General features: G+C 73.1%; 13 protein-coding genes and 1 tRNA gene. 5 read left to right on the forward strand and 9 right to left on the reverse strand.

What is annotated here, in order from left to right; translation table 11 throughout:
* Positions 1-303: 303 nt before the first annotated feature.
* On the reverse strand, positions 304-1,425 hold the full coding sequence (locus AC6EUL_RS12110) for an aldo/keto reductase (RefSeq protein ID WP_056276003.1): 1,122 nt from the start codon (positions 1,423-1,425) through the stop codon (positions 304-306).
* 96 nt (positions 1,426-1,521) lie between these two features.
* On the opposite strand from AC6EUL_RS12110, the gene AC6EUL_RS12115 reads away from it, so the two are divergent.
* On the forward strand, positions 1,522-2,415 hold the full coding sequence (locus AC6EUL_RS12115) for a LysR family transcriptional regulator (RefSeq protein WP_499870304.1): 894 nt from the start codon (positions 1,522-1,524) through the stop codon (positions 2,413-2,415).
* A 188-nt stretch (positions 2,416-2,603) separates the two neighbouring features.
* Here AC6EUL_RS12115 and AC6EUL_RS12120 read toward each other — a convergent pair whose 3' ends face one another.
* Both AC6EUL_RS12120 and AC6EUL_RS12125 read right to left on the reverse strand, forming a co-directional pair.
* Entirely contained in the window at positions 2,604-3,374 is a 771-nt protein-coding gene (locus AC6EUL_RS12120; RefSeq protein ID WP_056211782.1) for an SDR family NAD(P)-dependent oxidoreductase, read from the reverse strand.
* 112 nt (positions 3,375-3,486) lie between these two features.
* A complete protein-coding gene (locus AC6EUL_RS12125; protein ID WP_499870306.1) occupies positions 3,487-5,118 on the reverse strand; it encodes an alpha-D-glucose phosphate-specific phosphoglucomutase in 1,632 nt (543 codons plus the stop codon).
* A gap of 236 nt (positions 5,119-5,354) precedes the next feature.
* On the opposite strand from AC6EUL_RS12125, the gene AC6EUL_RS12130 reads away from it, so the two are divergent.
* From AC6EUL_RS12130 to AC6EUL_RS12145, 4 genes are all read left to right on the forward strand, one after another.
* Positions 5,355-5,431, forward strand: a tRNA-OTHER gene (locus AC6EUL_RS12130).
* A gap of 233 nt (positions 5,432-5,664) precedes the next feature.
* Complete coding sequence (locus AC6EUL_RS12135) at positions 5,665-7,158, forward strand: DUF2252 domain-containing protein (RefSeq protein ID WP_499870308.1); 1,494 nt, start codon at positions 5,665-5,667, stop codon at positions 7,156-7,158.
* Between the two features lie 173 nt (positions 7,159-7,331).
* A complete protein-coding gene (locus AC6EUL_RS12140; protein ID WP_499870310.1) occupies positions 7,332-10,877 on the forward strand; it encodes a DEAD/DEAH box helicase in 3,546 nt (1,181 codons plus the stop codon).
* A gap of 125 nt (positions 10,878-11,002) precedes the next feature.
* Complete coding sequence (locus tag AC6EUL_RS12145; RefSeq protein WP_499870312.1) at positions 11,003-12,238, forward strand: oxalate decarboxylase family bicupin; 1,236 nt, start codon at positions 11,003-11,005, stop codon at positions 12,236-12,238.
* A gap of 6 nt (positions 12,239-12,244) precedes the next feature.
* Here AC6EUL_RS12145 and AC6EUL_RS12150 read toward each other — a convergent pair whose 3' ends face one another.
* From AC6EUL_RS12150 to msuE, 6 genes are all read right to left on the reverse strand, one after another.
* Positions 12,245-13,225 (reverse strand): sulfonate ABC transporter substrate-binding protein, encoded by a 981-nt coding sequence (locus AC6EUL_RS12150; protein ID WP_499870314.1) that lies wholly within the window; start codon positions 13,223-13,225, stop codon positions 12,245-12,247.
* Positions 13,226-13,557: 332 nt separating this feature from the next.
* Positions 13,558-14,721: an FMNH2-dependent alkanesulfonate monooxygenase gene (gene ssuD, locus AC6EUL_RS12155; protein ID WP_056276019.1), complete on the reverse strand. Its 1,164-nt coding sequence runs from the start codon at positions 14,719-14,721 to the stop codon at positions 13,558-13,560.
* A gap of 31 nt (positions 14,722-14,752) precedes the next feature.
* On the reverse strand, positions 14,753-15,595 hold the full coding sequence (locus tag AC6EUL_RS12160; RefSeq protein WP_056352127.1) for an ATP-binding cassette domain-containing protein: 843 nt from the start codon (positions 15,593-15,595) through the stop codon (positions 14,753-14,755).
* Positions 15,596-15,649: 54 nt separating this feature from the next.
* Positions 15,650-16,432 (reverse strand): aliphatic sulfonate ABC transporter permease SsuC, encoded by a 783-nt coding sequence (gene ssuC / locus AC6EUL_RS12165; RefSeq protein ID WP_499870317.1) that lies wholly within the window; start codon positions 16,430-16,432, stop codon positions 15,650-15,652.
* A gap of 7 nt (positions 16,433-16,439) precedes the next feature.
* Positions 16,440-17,396, reverse strand: a complete 957-nt coding sequence (locus AC6EUL_RS12170) for an aliphatic sulfonate ABC transporter substrate-binding protein (RefSeq protein WP_056276026.1) — start codon at positions 17,394-17,396, stop codon at positions 16,440-16,442.
* A gap of 13 nt (positions 17,397-17,409) precedes the next feature.
* A complete protein-coding gene (gene msuE, locus AC6EUL_RS12175; RefSeq protein WP_056211764.1) occupies positions 17,410-18,000 on the reverse strand; it encodes an FMN reductase in 591 nt (196 codons plus the stop codon).
* Positions 18,001-18,221 lie beyond the last annotated feature (221 nt).

The following is an 18,221-nucleotide window of genomic DNA, read 5'->3' on the forward strand; positions in this document are numbered from 1 at the left end:
ACCGGCAGCCTCGCCCCGGTCACCACCGCCCCCGCCGCGACCACCTGGCAGAACCCGCGCTAGCGGTTGTCCGGGATTCGGGGAAACCGGTTCTCCCGAAAAGACCAACGACCGGACAGGACTCGAGGGTCTGTCGGGTTCAGGATGAGCCTGACAGACTCCCGGGGGACGGCCTTCGAGGCCGGGGACGCGCCCCGGCCGACCGTCCGCTCTTGGGGCGCACCGCCATGACGCCGGACATTGGCCGTCCGATCGAGCGGTGCTCGCTCAGGGCGCGGGAGCGTGGGCGGGACGGGATGGGCCTCAGGCCGCCTCGCCCGAGGCCTGAACCCGCGCGCCGCCGAACACGACCGCCTGCCGCAACGGCGCTCGCGACAGGCCGTAGATCAGGCGTGGCTCCGCCGGCGCGCTGACCGCCTCCAACGCGGCGCGATGCTCCGCGGCGAGCACGACATCGAGCGCAGCGATGTTGTCGGCCACCTGCGCCGGTCGGCTCACGCCCATCAGCGTCGCGGTCACACCCGGTCGCCCCATCACCCAGGCGAGCGCCACGCGCGCCGGCGATTGCCCGATGGCCTCCGCCACCCGGCGCACCGCTTCGACGATGGTCCAGTTGCGCGGCGTGAACAGGCTGTCGCCGAACGGATTGGCCCCATCGAGCCGCTTGTCGCCGGCGGGACGCGCCTCGCCCGACGCCGCCGCATCCCTCGGCAGGCCGCCCGCGCGGGGTCCGGCCGCTTCCACCGTCGCGCGGTCGTACGTGCCGCTCAGCAGCCCGTAGGCGAGCGGCGACCACGGCACCACGCCCAGGCCGAATGCGGCGGCGAGCGGGATGTGCTCGTCCTCCACGTCCCGGTTCACGAGGGCGTAGAAGTACTGCAGGGCGATCGGCCCCGGCAGCCCGCGTCGTGCGGCCAGCGTCGCGAGCGTGGCAACGTACCAGGCGGGCGTGTTCGACACGCCCCAATAGCGAACCTTCCCGGCGCGCACGAGACCGGCCATCGTCTCCAGCAACTCCTCGGCCGGCGTGACCCCGTCCCACACATGCACCCAGTAGAGGTCGACGTAGTCGGTTCGCAGACGGCGCAGCGAGCCTTCCAGCGCCGCGTGGACGTGCTTGGCACCGTTGCCGCCCGCGTGCGGACCGTTGCCCGTCGCGAACCCCGACTTGGTCGAGAGGACGATCCCGTCCCGCATGCCGGACGCGCGGATGAAGCGCCCGAGCATCGCCTCGCCCTCGCCCCCGGCATACACGTCGGCCGTGTCCACGAAGTTGCCGCCCCGCTCCCGATAGGCATCGAACACAGCGCGGCTGCCGGCCTCGTCCAGCCCCCAGCGCGCCGTCCCGAAGGTCATGGTGCCGAGCGCGAGGGGACTGACCGCCAGGCCGGAGCGGCCGAGCGTGCGGTAATGCGTGAGGTCCATTGTTGCATATCCTTGCTGATATCACCCAGGATAAGGCCACCAACCCAGGGGGATTAGCCGAAATCGGCGACAAGGGTCTGTGAGTGGAATTCAGCAATGCGACGAGGCACACTCGATGATCTCGCGGCCTTCGCGGCGGTCGCGCGCACCTGCAGCTTCACGCGTGCGGCGGCGGAACTCGGCCTGTCGCCCTCGGCGCTCAGCCACGCCGTCCGCGGGCTGGAGGAACGGCTCGGGGTTCGGCTGCTGGCGCGCACCACGCGCAGCGTCGCGCCGACGCCGGCGGGCGAGCGGCTCGTGCGGTCGCTGGCCCCGGCGCTGGCGGAGATCGAAGGCGGCCTTGCAGCCCTCGCCGACTGGCGCGGTGCGCCGTCCGGTGCGCTCCGGCTGACGACCTTCTCCTCGGCCGCACGCCGCGTGCTCGAGCCGGCCCTGCCGCGCTTCCTCCTCGACCATCCGGCCGTCTCGGTCGAGGTCGTCATCGACGATCGCCTGGCCGACATCGTCGCGGACCGGTTCGACGCCGGCATCCGCTTCGGCGAGTCGGTGGAGCGGGACATGGTGGCGGTGCGGCTGGGGCCGGACCTGCGCACGGTGGTGGTCGGCACGCCCGCCTATTTCGCGCGCCATCCGCGGCCCGAGACGCCGGCCGACCTGGACGGGCACAACTGCGTCAACTACCGGCTGGTCGGCGGCGGGGGATTGCTGCCGTGGGAGTTTGCGCGCGACGGCCAGGAGGTGCGCGTGCGGGCCAAGGGGCAGCTCATCGTCAACGATGCGGACCTGTCGGGGGCCGCGGTGCGGGCCGGGGCCGGGCTCGGCTACATGCTGGAGGAGGACGTGGCCGCCGACATCGCGGCGGGCCGCCTCGTGCAGGTTCTGGCGGACTGGTGCACGCCCTTCCCCGGCTACCACCTCTACCATCCGAGCCGGCAGGCGACGCCGACGCTTCGCGCCCTGATCGACGCCCTGCGTCGGCCCGAAGCCTGACCGGCCGGGGTCCGGCGCGACGCGGGTGTCCTCGCGACCGCTTCGTCGCGATCTCGCCACAGGGCGCTCCGCCGGCCTTCCGGCCGCCGGAGCGCGGGTCGGGCCGACGAGGTCCGGCCCGACCCGGACCGGACCGGGCGTCAGGCGCCGCCCACCCGGGCGGCCGCCCCGCGGCCCCCGTCACCCCCTCAGGCGCCGCCCCACTGCATGGTCAGGCCGCCGTCGACCACCAGGGTGTGGCCGGTGACGTAGTCGGCATCGTCCGAGGCGAGGTAGAGGATCGCCTTGGCGATCTCGTCGGGCTGGCCGGCCCGGTGCCACGGGATGCGCTCCAGGGACTGGGCGAGCTTGTCCGGGTTCTCGAAGCGGTCGGCGGTCATCGGCGTCTCGATCAGGCCGGGCGCCACGTTGTTGACGTTGATCCGATCCTCGGCGAGCTCCCGCGCCAGGCTGCGGCACAGCGAGCCGACGCCCGCCTTCGACATGCCGTAGGGGGCACTCTCCGGGGTGGGCAGGTGCTGGGCCACCGAGGAGACGATCACGATCTTGCCGCGCCCGCCCTGGGCCCGGCGGACCTTGATGAAGGCCCGGGCGCAGAAGACCGGGGCCATCAGGTTGACGCGCAGGATCTGCTCGAGCTTGCCGTCGTCCATCTCGGCCACCGGCATGCCGCTCATCGCCTGGCCGGCATTGTTCACCAGGATGTCGAGCACGCCGAGATCCTGCGCGACCCGCGCGAAGGTCGCCGCCACCGAGGCCGGATCGCCGACATCGTTCTGGATCACGAGGCAGCGGCGGCCCGCCGCCTCGACCCGGCGCGCGGTCTCGCGGGCACCGTCCGCGTCGGTGTTGTAGGTGATCGCCACGTCGGCGCCCTGGCGGGCGAACAGCTCGGCCGTCGCCTGTCCGATTCCCGAATCCGCGCCCGTGATCAGCGCGCGTTTGCCTTCCAGCGTCATGTGAGCCCGTCTCCTCGCACCGTTCGAATCGATGCGGGGACAAGGGACCGGCGCCCGGCCCTGTTCCGGGCCGCGACGCCGGATCACGGGCGCCCGTGCGGGCGTGCGCCCCTCAGGTGACGACGCTCGGCGCGGCGCGGCCGGTGAGCGCGGCGATGTCGGCCAGCGCGTTGGCCACCGCCACCACCGGGGCCAGCACCTCCGCCACCGGCAATTCGAGCCGGTCTGGGGCGGCTTCGTAGCGCTCGATATAGACCCGCAGGGTCGCCCCCGCCGTGCCGGTGCCGGAGAGGCGGTAGACCACCCGGGCGTCCTCCGCGAAGGTGACGCGCACGCCCTGCTGCTCGGTGACGGAGCCGTCGACGGGATCGACGTAGCGGAAGTCGTCCGCCGCCGCGACGGTGAGGCCGCCGAGCTTGCTGCCCGGCAGCGTGGCGAGCTTGGCCCGCAGGCCCTCCATCAGGCCCTTGGCGGCCCCGGCGTCGATCTCCTCGTAATCGTGTCGGGTGTAGTAGTCGCGCCCGAACGCGGCCCAGTGCCCCCGCACGACGTCCTGGGCCGGCTTGCCCGTGACCGCCAGGATGTTCAGCCAGATCAGCACGGCCCAGAGCCCGTCCTTCTCGCGGACGTGGTTCGAGCCGGTGCCGGCGCTCTCCTCGCCGCAGAGGGTGATGAGGCCGGCATCGAGCAGGTTGCCGAAGAACTTCCAGCCGGTGGGGGTCTCGTAGGCCGCGATGCCGAGCGACGCCGCCACCCGATCCAGAGCCCGGCTCGTCGGCATCGAGCGGGCGACGCCCGCGAGCCCCTGAGCGTAGCCGGGGGCGAGGTGGGCGTGGGCGGCCAGGATCGCCAGGCTGTCGCTCGGGGTCACGAACAGGCCGGGGGCCACGATCATGTTGCGGTCGCCGTCGCCGTCCGAGGCCGCGCCGAGGTTCGGCGCGTCGGCGCTCAGCATCAGCTCGTAGAGGTCGTGGGCGTGGACCGGGTTCGGGTCCGGGTGGTGGCCGCCGAAATCCTCCCGCGGCGTGCCGTTGAGGACGGTGCCCGGCTCGGCGCCGAACACGCCCTCCAGGATGGCGTGGGCGTAGGGGCCGGTGACCGCGCTCATGGCGTCGAAGCGCATGCGGAAGCCGCCGGCGAACAGGCGCGTGATCGCGTCGAAGTCGATGAGTTCGCGCATCAGCGTGAGGTAGTCGGCGACGGGGTCGATCACCGCGACGGTCATGTCGCCGATCCGGGTCTCGCCGATCGTGTCGAGGTCGAGGTCGGGCCCGGCGACGATCCGGTATTCGGTCAGCGCCTTGGTGCGCGCGTGGATCGCCGCCGTGACGCTTTCGGGGGCCGGGCCGCCATTGGCGGTGTTGAACTTGATGCCGAAATCGCCCTCGGGGCCACCCGGGTTGTGGCTCGCCGACAGGATGATGCCGCCGATGGCGCCGTGCTTGCGGATGACGCAGGAGGCGGCCGGGGTCGAGAGCAGGCCGCCCTGGCCCACCAGCACGCGGGCGAAGCCGTTGGCGGCGGCGATCCTCAGGGTGGTCTGCACCACCTGGCGGTTCAGGAAGCGCCCGTCGCCGCCGAGCACCAGGGTGGCGCCCGCCCGATCGGGAATGCAGTCGACGATCGCCTGGACGAAGTTCTCGACGTAATGCGCCTGCTGGAAGACCGGCACCTTCTTGCGCAGGCCGGACGTGCCCGGCTTCTGGTCGTCGTAGGGCGTCGTCGGGACGGTCGTTGCGGACATCGTTCAAGCACTCCTGAATCGCCGCGCTCAAGAACGCGGTTTGCCGCTGCGGGTCAATCGGCGCCGGCCCGCAGGGGAGCCGGCCTTCGGGGCAAGCTTCGCGCCGATGGGGGGCGACCACGCACGCTTCAGACAGCGTCGCGGACGGGGATGGTCTTCAGAGAGCGATGACAACGCCAGCGTTCCCGAAGCACATCCGCCTTGCCGCGTCGCGGATTCCATGCTTCCTGGATCTCGGCCAGGTGGGTGAGTGTCGAGCCAGGATCCCCGCAAGGATTCGTACGTCCGGTTCAAATCCGGACCCCGGCCTCCATCCTGAACGACCAGCCCCCTCGCGGCACGTCATCGAGGTTCGCCCCTCCCCCCAAGGGCGGACGACCGGGCCTGAACGCCGGCCGCCGCAACGCCCCTTGCCAACGTCGCCTTCCGCAGCCGCGTCCCGACGCTGGGCAGCGGGATGAATCCCGGTCCTGAGACGTGTTGCCCCGGGAACGATCCCAAATGGTCAAGATTTGTCCTTCACGAATTCGCGTGTGAGGACCGTGCATGGAATGCCCCCAGGATGTCAGCCTGCGCGCTGACGGGTCGAGCGCGACCGAGGTCCGCCCGGAGGCCGACGACATCCTGCTGGCGCCCCTCGCCGACATCCCGCGCATCAACCTGCGTGAGGCGGGCGAGCCCTGGGACAAGCGTCGCCACGCCGGCAAGGCCCTGCGCGAGGCGGTGCCGCACGCCGCCCACGCGGCCTGGACGCCGCCCGCCCACCGGCCCGACCCCGTCGCGCTGATCGAGGCGGCGCATGAGGGGCGCCAGGCGCACCTCATCCCGCTCCGGGTCGCCCGCATGGCGAGCTCGCCCTTCGCCTTCCTGCGCGGGGCCGCCCACGTCATGGCCTGGGACCTCGCCCACACCCCGCGCAGCGGCATCGCGGTGGTGATGAACGGCGACGCGCACCTGGCCAATTTCGGCCTGTTCGGCACGCCCCAGCGCGACATCGTCCTCGACCTCAACGACTTCGACGAGGTCACGATCGGCCCCTGGGAATGGGACCTGAAGCGCCTCGCCGCCAGCATCGAGGTGGCGGCGCGCACCGACGGGGTCGTCAAGGCCGAGCGCCGCGAGGCCGCCCTCGCGGCGGTGGCGGGCTACCAGCACACCATGACCGAGCTGGCGCCGCAGGGGCCCCTCGACGTCTGGCACCAGGCGGCCCGGGCCGACCAGCTCGACTTCGCCGGGCTCACCATCGACGCCCATTCCGAGGCGGTCATCGCCAAGGCGGTGGAGAAGGCGCGCAAGAAGCACAACAAGAGCCTGCTCGCCCGGGTCGGCGAGCGCCGCACCGACGGCGGCTGGCGCTTCAAGGCGGCGCCCCCGATCCTCACGAGCGTCGATGCCGAGACCCGCGAGGCGGTGATCGGCGGGCTGGAGCACTATGCCGAGACCCTGCCGCGCGAGCGCCGGTTCATGCTCAGCCGCTACCACGTGGTGGACGTCGCCCACCGGGTCGTCGGGGTCGGCAGCGTCGGCACCCGCGCCTACGTGGCGCTCCTGTGCGGGAATTCCGACCAGGACGTCCTCTTCCTCCAGGTCAAGGAGGCGGTGACGCCGGCCCATGCCCCCTACCTCGCGGGCATGCCGGACGCCTACGGCGACCACGAGGGCGAGCGGGTGATCTACGGCCAGCGCCTGCTCCAGGCGGTGGGCGACCCGCTGCTGGGCTGGACCACCATCGAGGGCCGGCCGTTCTACGTGCGCCAGATGAAGAACATGAAGGGCGACATCCCCGTGGCCGGCCTCACCGGCCAGCCGCTGATCTACTTCTCCTGGGCCTACGGCGCCCTGCTGGCGCGGGCGCATGCCCGCACCGGGGATGCGGCGGCCATCGCGGGCTATTGCGGCCGCGACCGCCAGTGCGACCTGCGCGAGGCCCTGGCCGACTGGGCCCTGGCCTACGGCGACCAGAACGAGGCCGACTTCGCCGCCTTCCAGGCCGCCATCGCGCAGGGCCGCCTGGAGGCGGCGTCCGACCCGGAGATGTGATCCACAGGCCTGCGACAAACTGGGGACGGCGGGCGAAAGAACGGAGCCCGGACCCTCCGGCCGCGTTTCCCGAGTCCTCTCCTCGAGCCGGGCAGCGCACACCCCAGATGGCAAAACGCAGGACCGCGTCGTCTTCCGCTTCGACCGCGACGGCCGAGGGATCGGCCGAGCAAATGGCCGGGGGATCGGCCAAGGAACCGGGCAAGGAAACGGCCAAGAAACCGGTCGAGCGGCCGACCAAGACGTCGCCCCAGGGGCCGCGTGCCAAGGCGGCGCCGAAACCCGCCTCCCGCAAGGCCTCGGGGACACCGGCCGAGACGGTTTCCGAAGCCGCATCCGGCAAGGGGGCCGGCAAGGGGGCCGGCAAGGAATCTGGGAAGGGAACCGGTGCGGGCCGTCCGGCCGCGGCGCCGGCGCAGGCCGCCCCGGCCGGCCCCGAGATCGTGGCGCCCCTGGTGCCCACCGGTGCCCTGGCGGTCGCCCTCCTGGACCTGACGCGGACCGGCAAGCCCCTGATCCACATGGCCCGCGAGAGCCACCGGCTCGACGTCATCGCCAAGATCCTGCGCGCCCTGTCGCCCGAGCGCAGCGTCGCGATCTACCCCGAATGGGACTGCCTGCCCTACGACAGGGCGTCGCCCTCGCGCGGGGTGATGGGCGCGCGCACCGGCGTGCTGCGCTGGCTCACCGACACCGCGGCCCTGCCCGACATCGTCCTCACCACCGCCCCCGCCCTGATCCAGCGGGTGCCCCCGGCCGAGACCTGGGCGCAGGCGCGCCTGGAGGTCCGGGTCGGCGACGCCCTCGATCCCTCCGCCGTCTCCGCCTTCCTGCAGCGGCTGGGCTACATCCTCGACGACCGGGTCGACGAGCCCGGCGAGGTCGCGGTCTGGGGCCGGACCGTGGACGTCTTCCCGGCCGCCGCCGACCGCCCCTGCCGCATCGAGTACGAGGAGGGCCGGGTCACCGCGATCCGCTCCTACGATCCGGTCTCACAGCGCTCGCTGGCCGATGCCGACCTGCTCGTCATCGACCCCGCCACGGAGATCCTCCTGCCCGAGGGCTCGGAGAGCCGGCTCGCGCCCTTCACCGGCCAGGAGCACGGCCTCGCCCGGTTCTACCCGTCCCTCGTCACGGTCCTCGATCAGGTGCCCGACGCGCGCCTTGTGGTCGAGGACGGGGCGGAGGAGCGGGCGCAGGCCTTCTTCGAGCAGATCGACGAGGGCCGCGAGGCCGCGGCCCGGTCCCGGCGCGGCGGGGCCGAGGATGGCGGCCTCTACCTCAGCCCCGCGGATTGGGCGGCCCAGCTCGCGGCGCGCCGGGTCGCCGAGGCGGAGGCGGAGGGCGCCGAGGACCTCACCATGCCGGCCTTCGTGCGCAAGGCCCGGCCGAACACGGCCCTGGCCGAGACCCTGCGCGAGCGCCTGAAGGCGGGCGACCGCATCCTCCTCACGGGACCGGCCGAGCCCCTGGCGCGCCTCGTCCGCATCGCCGAACGGGCGCTGGGCCGCAAGGCCCGGACGGTCCGAGCCTGGGCCGAGGCCGTCGCGGCCAAGCCCGGCGCGCTCCTCAGCCTGGAGGCCCCGATCGAGGCGGGCTTCCGGGTGCCCGGCGAGGGGGTGGCGGTGGTCGCCGCCGCCGACCTCTTCGGCGCCCGTGCCGCCACCGTGGCGGCCGGGGGCCCGAGCGCCATCCTGCCCATCGGCGAGGTTGAGCTGCGCATCGGCGACGTCGCCGTGGACCGCGACAACGGGCTCTGCGTCTTCGAGGGCCTGGAGGCGGTGAGCACCGGCGAGGGCGGGAGCGAGGACGCCCTGCGCCTGCGCTTTGCCGGCGACGGCATCCTGATGGTGCCGGTCTCGCAGGCCGACCGGATCTGGCGCTACGGCTCCGAGGTGGAGGCCGTGACCCTCGACAAGCTGGAGGGCGGAAGCTGGGGACGCCGCCGCCTCGAGGCGGAGGCCTGCATGGCCCGGGCCGCCCGGGTGATGCTGGCGGACGCCGAGAAGCGCCGGACGATCCGGGCGCCGGTCCTGGTGCCGCGGGAGCGCGAGATGGAGCGCTTCGCCGCCGGCTTCGGCTTCGCCCTGACCGCCGACCAGGCGGCGGCGGTGAGCGGCGTGATGGCGGACCTGGCCTCCGGCCGGCCGATGGACCGCCTCGTCTGCGGCGATGTCGGCTTCGGCAAGACCGAGGTCGCCCTGCGGGCCGCCGCCGCGGCGGTGTTCGCCGGCAAGCAGGTGGCGATCGTCGCCCCGACCACGGTGCTGGCGCGCCAGCACGTGCAGACCTTCACCCGGCGCTTCGCCCGCTTCGGCCTCGAGGTCGCCCACCTCTCCCGCCTCGTCTCGGCCGCGGAGGCCAAGCGGGTGAAGGCGGGGCTGGCCGACGGCACGATCCGCCTCGTGGTCGGCACGCACTGCCTCGCGGCCAAGGGCGTGGGCTTCGCCGATCTCGGCCTGATGGTCATCGACGAGGAGCAGCGCTTCGGCGCCAAGATCAAGCAGGGGCTGCGGGAGGCGGCGGGGGACGGCCACGTGCTCACGCTCACCGCGACCCCGATCCCCCGCACCCTGCAGAGCGCGCTGGTGGGGCTCCAGAGCCTCAGCGTCATCGCCACGCCGCCCTCCGTGCGCCAGCCCATCCGCACCGTGATCGGGCCCTTCGAGGACGAGGCGATGCGGGACGCCCTCACGCGCGAGCACCGGCGCGGCGGCCAGAGCTTCGTGGTCTGCCCGCGCATCGAGGACATCGCCCCCATGGCGGCGCGCCTCGCCAAGCTGGTGCCGGATCTGCAGACCCGGGTGGCCCACGGCGGGCTCAACGTTGCCGAGATGGACGACGTGATGGTGCGCTTCGCCGACGGCGAGGGCGACGTGCTGCTCGCCACCAGCATCATCGAGAGCGGGCTCGACGTGCCGCGCGCCAACACCATGCTGGTCTGGGATGCCGAGCGCTTCGGCCTGTCGCAGCTGCACCAGCTGCGCGGCCGGGTCGGGCGCGGCCAGCGCCGCGGCGTGGTCTACCTGCTGAGCCGCCCCGACCGGCCGCTGACGCCCGCCACGGAAAAGCGCCTGCGGACGCTGGAGGCCCTCGACCGCCTGGGCGCGGGCTTCGCCATCAGCGCCCGGGACCTCGACCTGCGCGGGGCGGGCGACCTCGTCGGCGAGAACCAGGCCGGCCACGTCAAGCTCATCGGGCTCGGGCTCTACCAGCACCTGCTGCACCTGGCCCTGCGCGCCGCCAAGGGCGAGCCCGCCGAGGACTGGAACCCGGAGATCCGGCTGGGCCTGTCGGGCGCCGTGCCGGCCGACTACGTGCCCGAGCCGGAGGTGCGGCTCAGCCTCTACACCCGCACCCTGCGCCTCGCGAACCCGGAGGAGGTGGAGGCCCTGCGCAGCGAGGTGGTCGACCGCTTCGGCCCGCCGCCCGCCGCCTTCGAGGACCTGATCGCCCTGGCCCGGCTCCGGGTCGGCTGCCTCGGGCTCGGCATCCACCGCCTCAGCGGCGGACCGCAGGGGCTGGCCGCCGACCTGCGGCCGAACGCGCCGCCCCTGCCGGTGCCGGCCCACGCCCATATCGTGCGCAAGGACAACCGGGTGCTCCTGCGCCAGGGCAGCGACGACCCGGCGACGCGCGGGCGCCTCGCCGCCGCCTTCCTGGAGCGCCTGGCGGCGCAGGGCGAGCGCCCGGCGCCCGCCCTCGCGGCGGCGGCCTGACGGGCCGCCGCACGAGGCCGTGAGGCGCGGAACGGCCGGCGGCGGGGCCGATTGACGAGGGCGAGGGGGCGCCCAGCGGCGCCCCCGGACGCCAGACGCGACCCGATGCCCGAGACCCGCTGCCCATGACCGACCTGTCCCGCCGAAGCCTCCTGGCCGCCACCGCCGCCGGGGGCTCCCTCCTCACCGTGGCCGGCGCGCAGGCTCAGCCCGCGGCACCCGGGGCGCAGAGCCCGATCCGGGGCAAGGACGACGCCTCGATCCTGGGGCCCCGCAACCCGGCCCGGGAGGCGCAGGATCCCTTCACCCTGCGCCCGCCCCGGACCGACCACGGCACGATGCCGAACCTGAAATGGTCCTTCGCCGACAGCCACATGCGCCTCGAGGAGGGGGGCTGGGCCCGGCAGACGACGATCCGCGAACTGCCGGTGTCGAAAGCGATGGCGGGGGTGAACATGCGGCTCGGCGCCGGGGTGGTGCGCGAGATGCACTGGCACAAGGAGGCCGAGTGGGCCTACATGCTGAAGGGCCGGGCCCGGATCACCGCGGTGGACGCGCAGGGGCGGACCTTCGCGGACGATGTCGGCGCGGGCGACCTCTGGTACTTCCCCTCGGGCATCCCGCATTCGATCCAGGGCCTGTCCGCCGACGGCGTCGACGGCTGCGAGTTCCTGCTGGTCTTCGACGATGGCGGGTTCTCGGAGGATTCCACCTTCCTCCTGACCGACTGGATGGCGCATACGCCGAGGGACATCCTGGCCAAGAATTTCGGCCTGCCGGAGAGCGCCTTCGCGGGCGTGCCGGAGAAGGAACTCTACATCTTCCCGGGGCCGATGCCCGGCCCCCTCGACGCGGACCGGATGGGCGGTAGCGGCCCGGTGCCGGAGCCCTTCAGCCACCGGATGCTGGCCCAGGCCCCCCTCAGCCTGCCGGGCGGCACCGTGCGCATCACCGATTCCTCGGTGTTCAAGGCCTCGAAGACCATCGCGGCCGCCCTGGTGGAGCTGGAGCCCGGAGCCATCCGCGAGCTGCACTGGCACCCGAACGGCGACGAGTGGCAGTTCTACATCGCGGGCCAGGGCCGCATGACGGTGTTCGGCTCGGAATCGAAGGCCCGCACCTTCGACTACCAGGCCGGCGACGTCGGCTACGTCCCCTTCGCCATGGGCCACTACATCGAGAACACCGGCCCGACGCCCCTGACCTTCCTGGAGATGTTCCGCAGCCCGACCTACGCGGACATCTCCCTGCGCCAGTGGCTCGCCCTCACCCCGCACGCCCTGGTGGCGGCGCACACCCACCTCAATCCGGCGGATCTCGACCGCCTGCCGGCGGTCAAGGCGCCGGTGCTGCCGGGCTGAGCCGCCTCAACTCCCGGGCTTCCTCACCGCCGCGGCGACGTCCACGGGCTTCGGCAGCAGGCCGAGGCGGTGGAAGGTGTCGGCGACCCGCTGCTGGTCGGCGGTGGTCTCGGCGCCCAGCGGCGTGACCCCGTAGGTGAGGCGGCGCAGGGCCACCGTGAGAATCGGCGCCGGGATGCCGACGGAGGGGGCGAGTTCGGCCGCCACCGCGTCGGTGTTGTCCTTGGCCCAGGCGTCGATCGCGCCGATGGCGGCGAGCGTCGCGTCGAGGGCCGGGCCGTGCGCGGCGGCGAAGGCGCGGGTCGAGAGGTAGAACTGGCGGTTCGGCACGAGGCCGGCGCCGTCGGCGAGGATGCGACCGCCGGTGCTGCGCTCGCCCGAGGCGAGGTAGGGGTCCCAGATCGCCCAGGCGTCCACGGCGCCCCGCGCGAAGGCGGCGGCCCCGTCGGCCGGCGCCAGGAAGGTCGGCGTCACCGCCTCGTAGGGCACCCCCGCCTGCTCCAGGGCCCGGACCAGGAAGTAATGGACATTCGAGCCCTTGTTCAGGGCGATCTTCTTGCCGCGCAGGTCCGCGACCGTGCGGATCGGGCCGTCCTGGGCCACCAGGATCGCCTCGCCTTTGGGTGCTGCCGGCTCGTGGCCGACATAGAGCAGGTCCGGGTTGGCGGCCTGGGCGAAGATCGGGGGGGCCTCGCCGGCCGAGCCGAGATCGACGGCCCCGGCATTCAGCGCCTCCATCAGGGGCGGCCCCGAGGGGAACTCGGCCCAGGTGACGCGGTAGCCGAGCGGCTTCAGGCGCTGCTCCAGCAGGCCCTTACCCTTGAGCAGCACCAGGGTGCCGTATTTCTGGTAGCCGATGCGGATCACCTTCTCGTCCGCGCGGGCGTGCAGGACCCCGAAGGTCAGCACGGCCAGGGCGGCGAGCAGGATCCCGGCGCGGCGGGTGCCGTCGGAGCGGAGCGCGAGCGCGCGGGTGGCGGCGGGCATGGGACTGTCCTCTGGGCTGGGGGTGGGGTGGAGCGCCGGGAAGGCTCTCTCCCCGCCTGCGGCGACCGGATTTCCACAGGTCGGCACGACGTGGCCCTCCTCCCCCTCGTGGGGAGGAGTGGGAGGTGGGGGTGGCTCCGCCAGCCTCGGCCGGCTGAGGGTCACCCGCCCCCCACTCCTCACCTCTCCCACAAGGGGGAGAGGGACGCGCCGAGCTTGCAGAGGCGGATGCGTGAATACGGTCGCCGCCTGCGGGGCGAGGAGCGCGGACACCGCGTCGTGCCCGCGATGAGCGGCGGCGACGCCGAGGAGGCGCCTTCGACGTCAGCGCCTCAATGGGCCGCGATGCGCCGACTCGGGACGATGTCGTTGGCGATGACCTCGCCGAACGGGCCGTTGTTGCGGGCGTTCGTAGGCGCGACGCCGGTGGTGGCGCGCAAGGGCAGCTTGGGGAAGACCAGCTCGGCGAAGCGGTAGGCCTCCTCCAGGTGCGGGTAGCCCGACAAGATGAAGCGGTCGATCCCGAGGTCGATGTACTCCTTCATCCGGTCGGCGACCTGATCGGCCGAGCCGACCAGGGCGGTGCCGGCGCCGCCGCGTACCAGGCCGACGCCGGCCCAGAGGTTCGGCGAGACCTCGAGCTTGGTGCGGTCGCCCCCGTGCAGGGCCATCATCCGGCTCTGGCCGACGGAATCCTGGCGCTTCAGGGTGGCCTGCGCCTTGGCGATGGTCGCGTCGTCGAGGCGCGAGATCAGGCTCTCGGCCGCGGCCCAGGCCTCGCCCTCCGTCTCCCGCACGATGACGTGCAGGCGGATGCCGTAGGAGAAGGTTTTCCCCTTCCGGTCGGCCGCTTCGCGGGCCTTGGCGATCTTCTCGGCGACGCCCGCCGGGGGCTCGCCCCAGGTGAGGTAGACCTCGCAATGCTCGGCCGCGACCTCGATGCCGGCCGGCGACGAGCCGCCGAAGTAGAGCGGCGGATAGGGCGTCTGCACCGGCGGGAAGATCACCCGGCCCTCCTCCACCCGGAGGTGCTTGCCTGCGTAGCTGACCGTCTCGCCGGCCATCAGCCCGCGCCAGATGTGCAGGAACTCGTCCGTCACGACGTAGCGCTCGTCATGGTCGAGGAAGACGCCGTCGCCGCGCAGCTCCACCGGGTCGCCGCCCGTGACGACGTTGATGAGCAGGCGCCCGTCCGAGATCCGGTCGAGGGTCGCGGCCATGCGGGCGGCCATGGACGGCTCCTGCAGGCCGGGGCGCACGGCCACGAGGAAGCGCAGCCGCTTCGTCAGGGGCGCCAGCGCCGAGGCCACCACCCAGGAATCCTCGCAGGAGCGCCCGGTGGGCAGGAGCACGCCGTAATAGCCGAGCTCGTCCGCGGCCTGGGCGATCTGGCGCAGATAGGCGAGCGAGACGTCGCGGGCGCCCTCCTGGGCGCCGAGGTAGCGGCCGTCGCCGTGGGTCGGGAGGAACCAGAGAACGTCGGTCTGACCGGTCATGGGAAATCTTTCTTGGACGGGGAGGCAGCGCTCAGGACGGCGCGCGCTCGGACAACAGGTGGTCGAGGATGCGGCCTTCCAGGGCCGCGAGGTCGGCATCGCCCCGCCGGCGCGGGCGCGGCACGTCCACGGCGACGTCGAGGGCGATGCGGCCGGCCTCCACCACGAGGATGCGGTCGGCCATCGCCACGGCCTCGGCGACGTCGTGGGTGACGAGGATCGCGGTGAAGCCCTGCGCCCGCCAGATCCGCTCGATCATCGCCTGCATGTCGATGCGGGTCAGGGCGTCGAGGGCGCCCAAGGGCTCGTCGAGGGCGAGCAGCCCCGGGCGGCTGACGAGGGCGCGGGCGAGCGCCACCCGCTGGCGCTGGCCGCCCGACAGGGTCGCGGGCCAGTTGCCGGCCTTCTCGGAGAGGCCGACCTCGGCCAGCGCCGCCTGCGCCCTGGCGCGGCGCTCGGCCTTGCGGCCGCCCTCGCCGAGGCCCACCGCCACGTTGTCCACGACCCGGGCCCAGGGCAGCAGGCGCGGCTCCTGGAACATGATGCGCTTCGGGGGCGTGCGCACGGCGCCCGACTCGAGGGCGATGCGGCCGGCGCTCGGCTGCTCCAGGCCGAGGATCAGGCGCAGCAGGGTGCTCTTGCCGCAGCCCGAGCGCCCGACCACGGCCACGAACTGCCCGGCCGGGATGTGCAGGTCGAGGCCCTCGATCACCGTGTGGCCGTCGAAGTCCTTCCGCAGGTCGCGCAGGGTGACGCCGATGCCCGTGGCGGAGGGCGGCGCGGCGCGGGCCGGCGCCTTCGGGGCGGCGACCCCGCGGGGTTTCGGATCGCGGATCGGGGAATCCTCGGGGACGCGGAGGGCGGTGGCGAGCATGGGACGGACCGTCGAAGGGGAGATGAGGATTTCGGGAGGAGAGCCGCCGCCGCGTCACGCGTTCCGGTAGGCCGGGTTCCAGGCCAGGAACCGGCGCTCCAGCAGGCGGGTGACCGCGTCGGCGGCCTTGCCGAGGCCGGCATAGATCACGATCGCCAGCACCACGACGTCCACCAGCATGAACTCGCGGGCCTGCATCGCCATGTAGCCGAGGCCCGAGGAGGCCGAGATCGTCTCGGCCACGATGAGCGTCAGCCACATGATGCCCAGCGCGTAGCGCAGGCCCACGAAGATCGAGGGCAGCGCGCCGGGCAGGACCACGCGGGTGAAGAGCGTGGTGGGCGACATGCCGTAGACCCGGCCCATCTCCACGAGCTGCGGGTCCACCGAGCGGATGCCGTGCAGGGTGTTGGCGTAGACGGGGAAGAACACCCCGATCGCCACGAGGAAGAGCTTGGCCTCCTCGTCGATGCCGAACCACAGGATCACCAGGGGGATCAGCGACAGGTGCGGGATGTTGCGGATCATCTGCAGCGTCGTGTCGGTGAGGCGCTCGGACAGGCGCGACAGGCCGTTGGCGAGGCCGAGGGCGAAGCCGATGCCGCCGCCGATGAGGAAGCCGACGGCCGCCCGGGCGAAGCTGATCGAGAGGTTGGTCCAGAGCTCGCCGCTGCGCGCCGCCTCCCAGCCCGCCGCGACGACCCCCGAGGGGGCCGGCATGAACCGGGTGGAGACGAGGCCCGTCGAGGCGGCGACCTGCCAGCCGAGCAGGATCACGGCGGGAACGAGCCAGGGCGTCAGGCGCTCGAGGGTGCGGGTGGTGAGGGACGCGGTCATTCTGCGGTCAGCCCTTGCTCGCCGGGGGAGCCGGCGGCGTCCACACGGCATCGCGGACGCGGATGGGGTTGGCGATCAGGCCCAGGGCCTGGAAGCGGTCGGCCACGCGCTGCTGGCCGGCGATGACCGCCTCGGTGAGCGGCGCGATGACGTAGACGCTGCGGTCGACGGCGCGCTGCGTCGCGTCGAGGGGCACGCCGGTGCCCTTCGACAGCAGGGCGGCCACTTCCGGGCGATGCGCCTCGCACCAGGCGGCCACCTCGGCGAGAGCGCCGACCGCCGCCTGGACCACGGGGGCGTTGCCTTGCGTGAAGTCCCGGTTGCCGAGGAAGAAGTTGGTGGGCTTCTCGATCTCGGCGGCACTGGCCAGGATGCGGGTGCCGGGCTGTCGCTCGGCGATGGCGAAGTACGGGTCCCAGATCGCCCAGGCGTCCACGGCGCCCCGCGCGAAGGCCGCCGCCGCATCCGCCGGCGCCAGGGTCACGGGCTCGATGTCCGTGTAGGCCAGCCCCGCCTTCTCCAGGGCGCGGACGACGAGGTAGTGGGCGCTCGATCCCTTGGCGAAGGCGACGCGCTTGCCCTTGAGGTCGGCGAGCGTCCCGAGGGGCGACCCCTGCGGCACCAGGATCGCCTCGCCGGAGCCGCCGGCATCCTGGGCTGCGACGTACAGGAGGGAATTGCCGGCCGCCTGGGCGAAGACCGGGGGCGGCGCGCCGGTCTGGCCGAAATCGATGGCGCCGACGCCGAGGGCCTCGAGGACGGGGGGACCGAACGAGAACTCGGTCCAGCGCACGGACACGCCCAGCGGCTTCAGCGCCCGCTCGATGGCGCCCTGCTGCTTGGCGACGACGAGGATGCCGTTCTTCTGGTAGCCGATCCGGAAGGTGCCGGCCTCCCCGGCCCGGGACGGGGCGGGCAGGCCCGCCGCCAGGGCGCCGGCGAGGAGGGTGCGTCGGGAGAGCATCGGCGGGGCGCCTTCAGCCGGCGCTGGCGAAGGCGGCGACCGGGGCCTCCGGCGCGGCGATCCGGGCGGCCCGGGCCTGGAGCAGGTCCGCGAGCTGGCTCGCGGCGTCGGCGATGCGGGCCTTCACGCCGTCGTCGACGAGGACGCCGTCGCGAAAATCCGCGTCGGAGCCGTAGACCGCGCTCGGGATGGTGTGGGCGCTGAAGAACCCGAAGAGCGGGCGTAAGGAATGCTCGACCACGAGCGCGTGGCGCGGGCCGCCGCCGGTGGCCGAGAGGATCACGGGCTTGCCCACGAGGGCGGCCGGGTCGACGAAGTCGAACAGGTGCTTGAACAGGCCCGTATAGGCGCCCTTGTAGACCGGCGAGCCGACGATGAGCGCGTCGGCGCCCTCGATGGCCTCGACGATGCGGCGGGCCGGCAGCGGCAGCAGGTCCCGCGACCAGGCGGCCCCGAGGCCCGTGCCGGCATCCACCATGTCGAACAGGCGGATCTCGGCCCGCAGGTGCGTGCCCACCGCCTCGGCGAGGGACTCGGCCAGCGCCCGGGTCTTCGAGGGGCGCTGGAGATTGGCGGTGAAGCCGACGATGCGGGGCAGCGACATAGGGTGACTTTCGTGGACGCCAAAGATCTCCAGACGCGACGGTGCCATCGCCCAAGACGAGCGCTGGCCAACTCTGGACATTCGAGAGATCTGTGCTCTGTGAACCGGGCTCTGCCACGGGTTTTCCGTGACGTCGTTCTGACGAAAACGTGCCCGTTGCACGCACGAGAATCAATGAAACGTTCTTTTGAATGCGTGCCACGGCGGAGAGGATCTCTCCG

This window comes from Methylobacterium sp. 001424705, assembly GCF_059816145.1.

Coding starts and splice junctions, on each gene's coding strand:
- ssuD (WP_056276019.1), bottom strand. CDS start 14,721: ATGACCGGTCAGACCGACGTTCTCTGGTTCCTCCCGACCCACGGCGAC.
- AC6EUL_RS12140 (WP_499870310.1), top strand. CDS start 7,332: ATGGCCGGGGGATCGGCCAAGGAACCGGGCAAGGAAACGGCCAAGAAA.
- AC6EUL_RS12170 (WP_056276026.1), bottom strand. CDS start 17,396: ATGCTCTCCCGACGCACCCTCCTCGCCGGCGCCCTGGCGGCGGGCCTG.
- AC6EUL_RS12125 (WP_499870306.1), bottom strand. CDS start 5,118: ATGTCCGCAACGACCGTCCCGACGACGCCCTACGACGACCAGAAGCCG.
- AC6EUL_RS12145 (WP_499870312.1), top strand. CDS start 11,003: ATGACCGACCTGTCCCGCCGAAGCCTCCTGGCCGCCACCGCCGCCGGG.
- AC6EUL_RS12135 (WP_499870308.1), top strand. CDS start 5,665: ATGGAATGCCCCCAGGATGTCAGCCTGCGCGCTGACGGGTCGAGCGCG.
- AC6EUL_RS12150 (WP_499870314.1), bottom strand. CDS start 13,225: ATGCCCGCCGCCACCCGCGCGCTCGCGCTCCGCTCCGACGGCACCCGC.
- AC6EUL_RS12110 (WP_056276003.1), bottom strand. CDS start 1,425: ATGGACCTCACGCATTACCGCACGCTCGGCCGCTCCGGCCTGGCGGTC.
- AC6EUL_RS12120 (WP_056211782.1), bottom strand. CDS start 3,374: ATGACGCTGGAAGGCAAACGCGCGCTGATCACGGGCGCGGATTCGGGA.
- AC6EUL_RS12115 (WP_499870304.1), top strand. CDS start 1,522: ATGCGACGAGGCACACTCGATGATCTCGCGGCCTTCGCGGCGGTCGCG.
- msuE (WP_056211764.1), bottom strand. CDS start 18,000: ATGTCGCTGCCCCGCATCGTCGGCTTCACCGCCAATCTCCAGCGCCCC.
- AC6EUL_RS12160 (WP_056352127.1), bottom strand. CDS start 15,595: ATGCTCGCCACCGCCCTCCGCGTCCCCGAGGATTCCCCGATCCGCGAT.
- ssuC (WP_499870317.1), bottom strand. CDS start 16,432: ATGACCGCGTCCCTCACCACCCGCACCCTCGAGCGCCTGACGCCCTGG.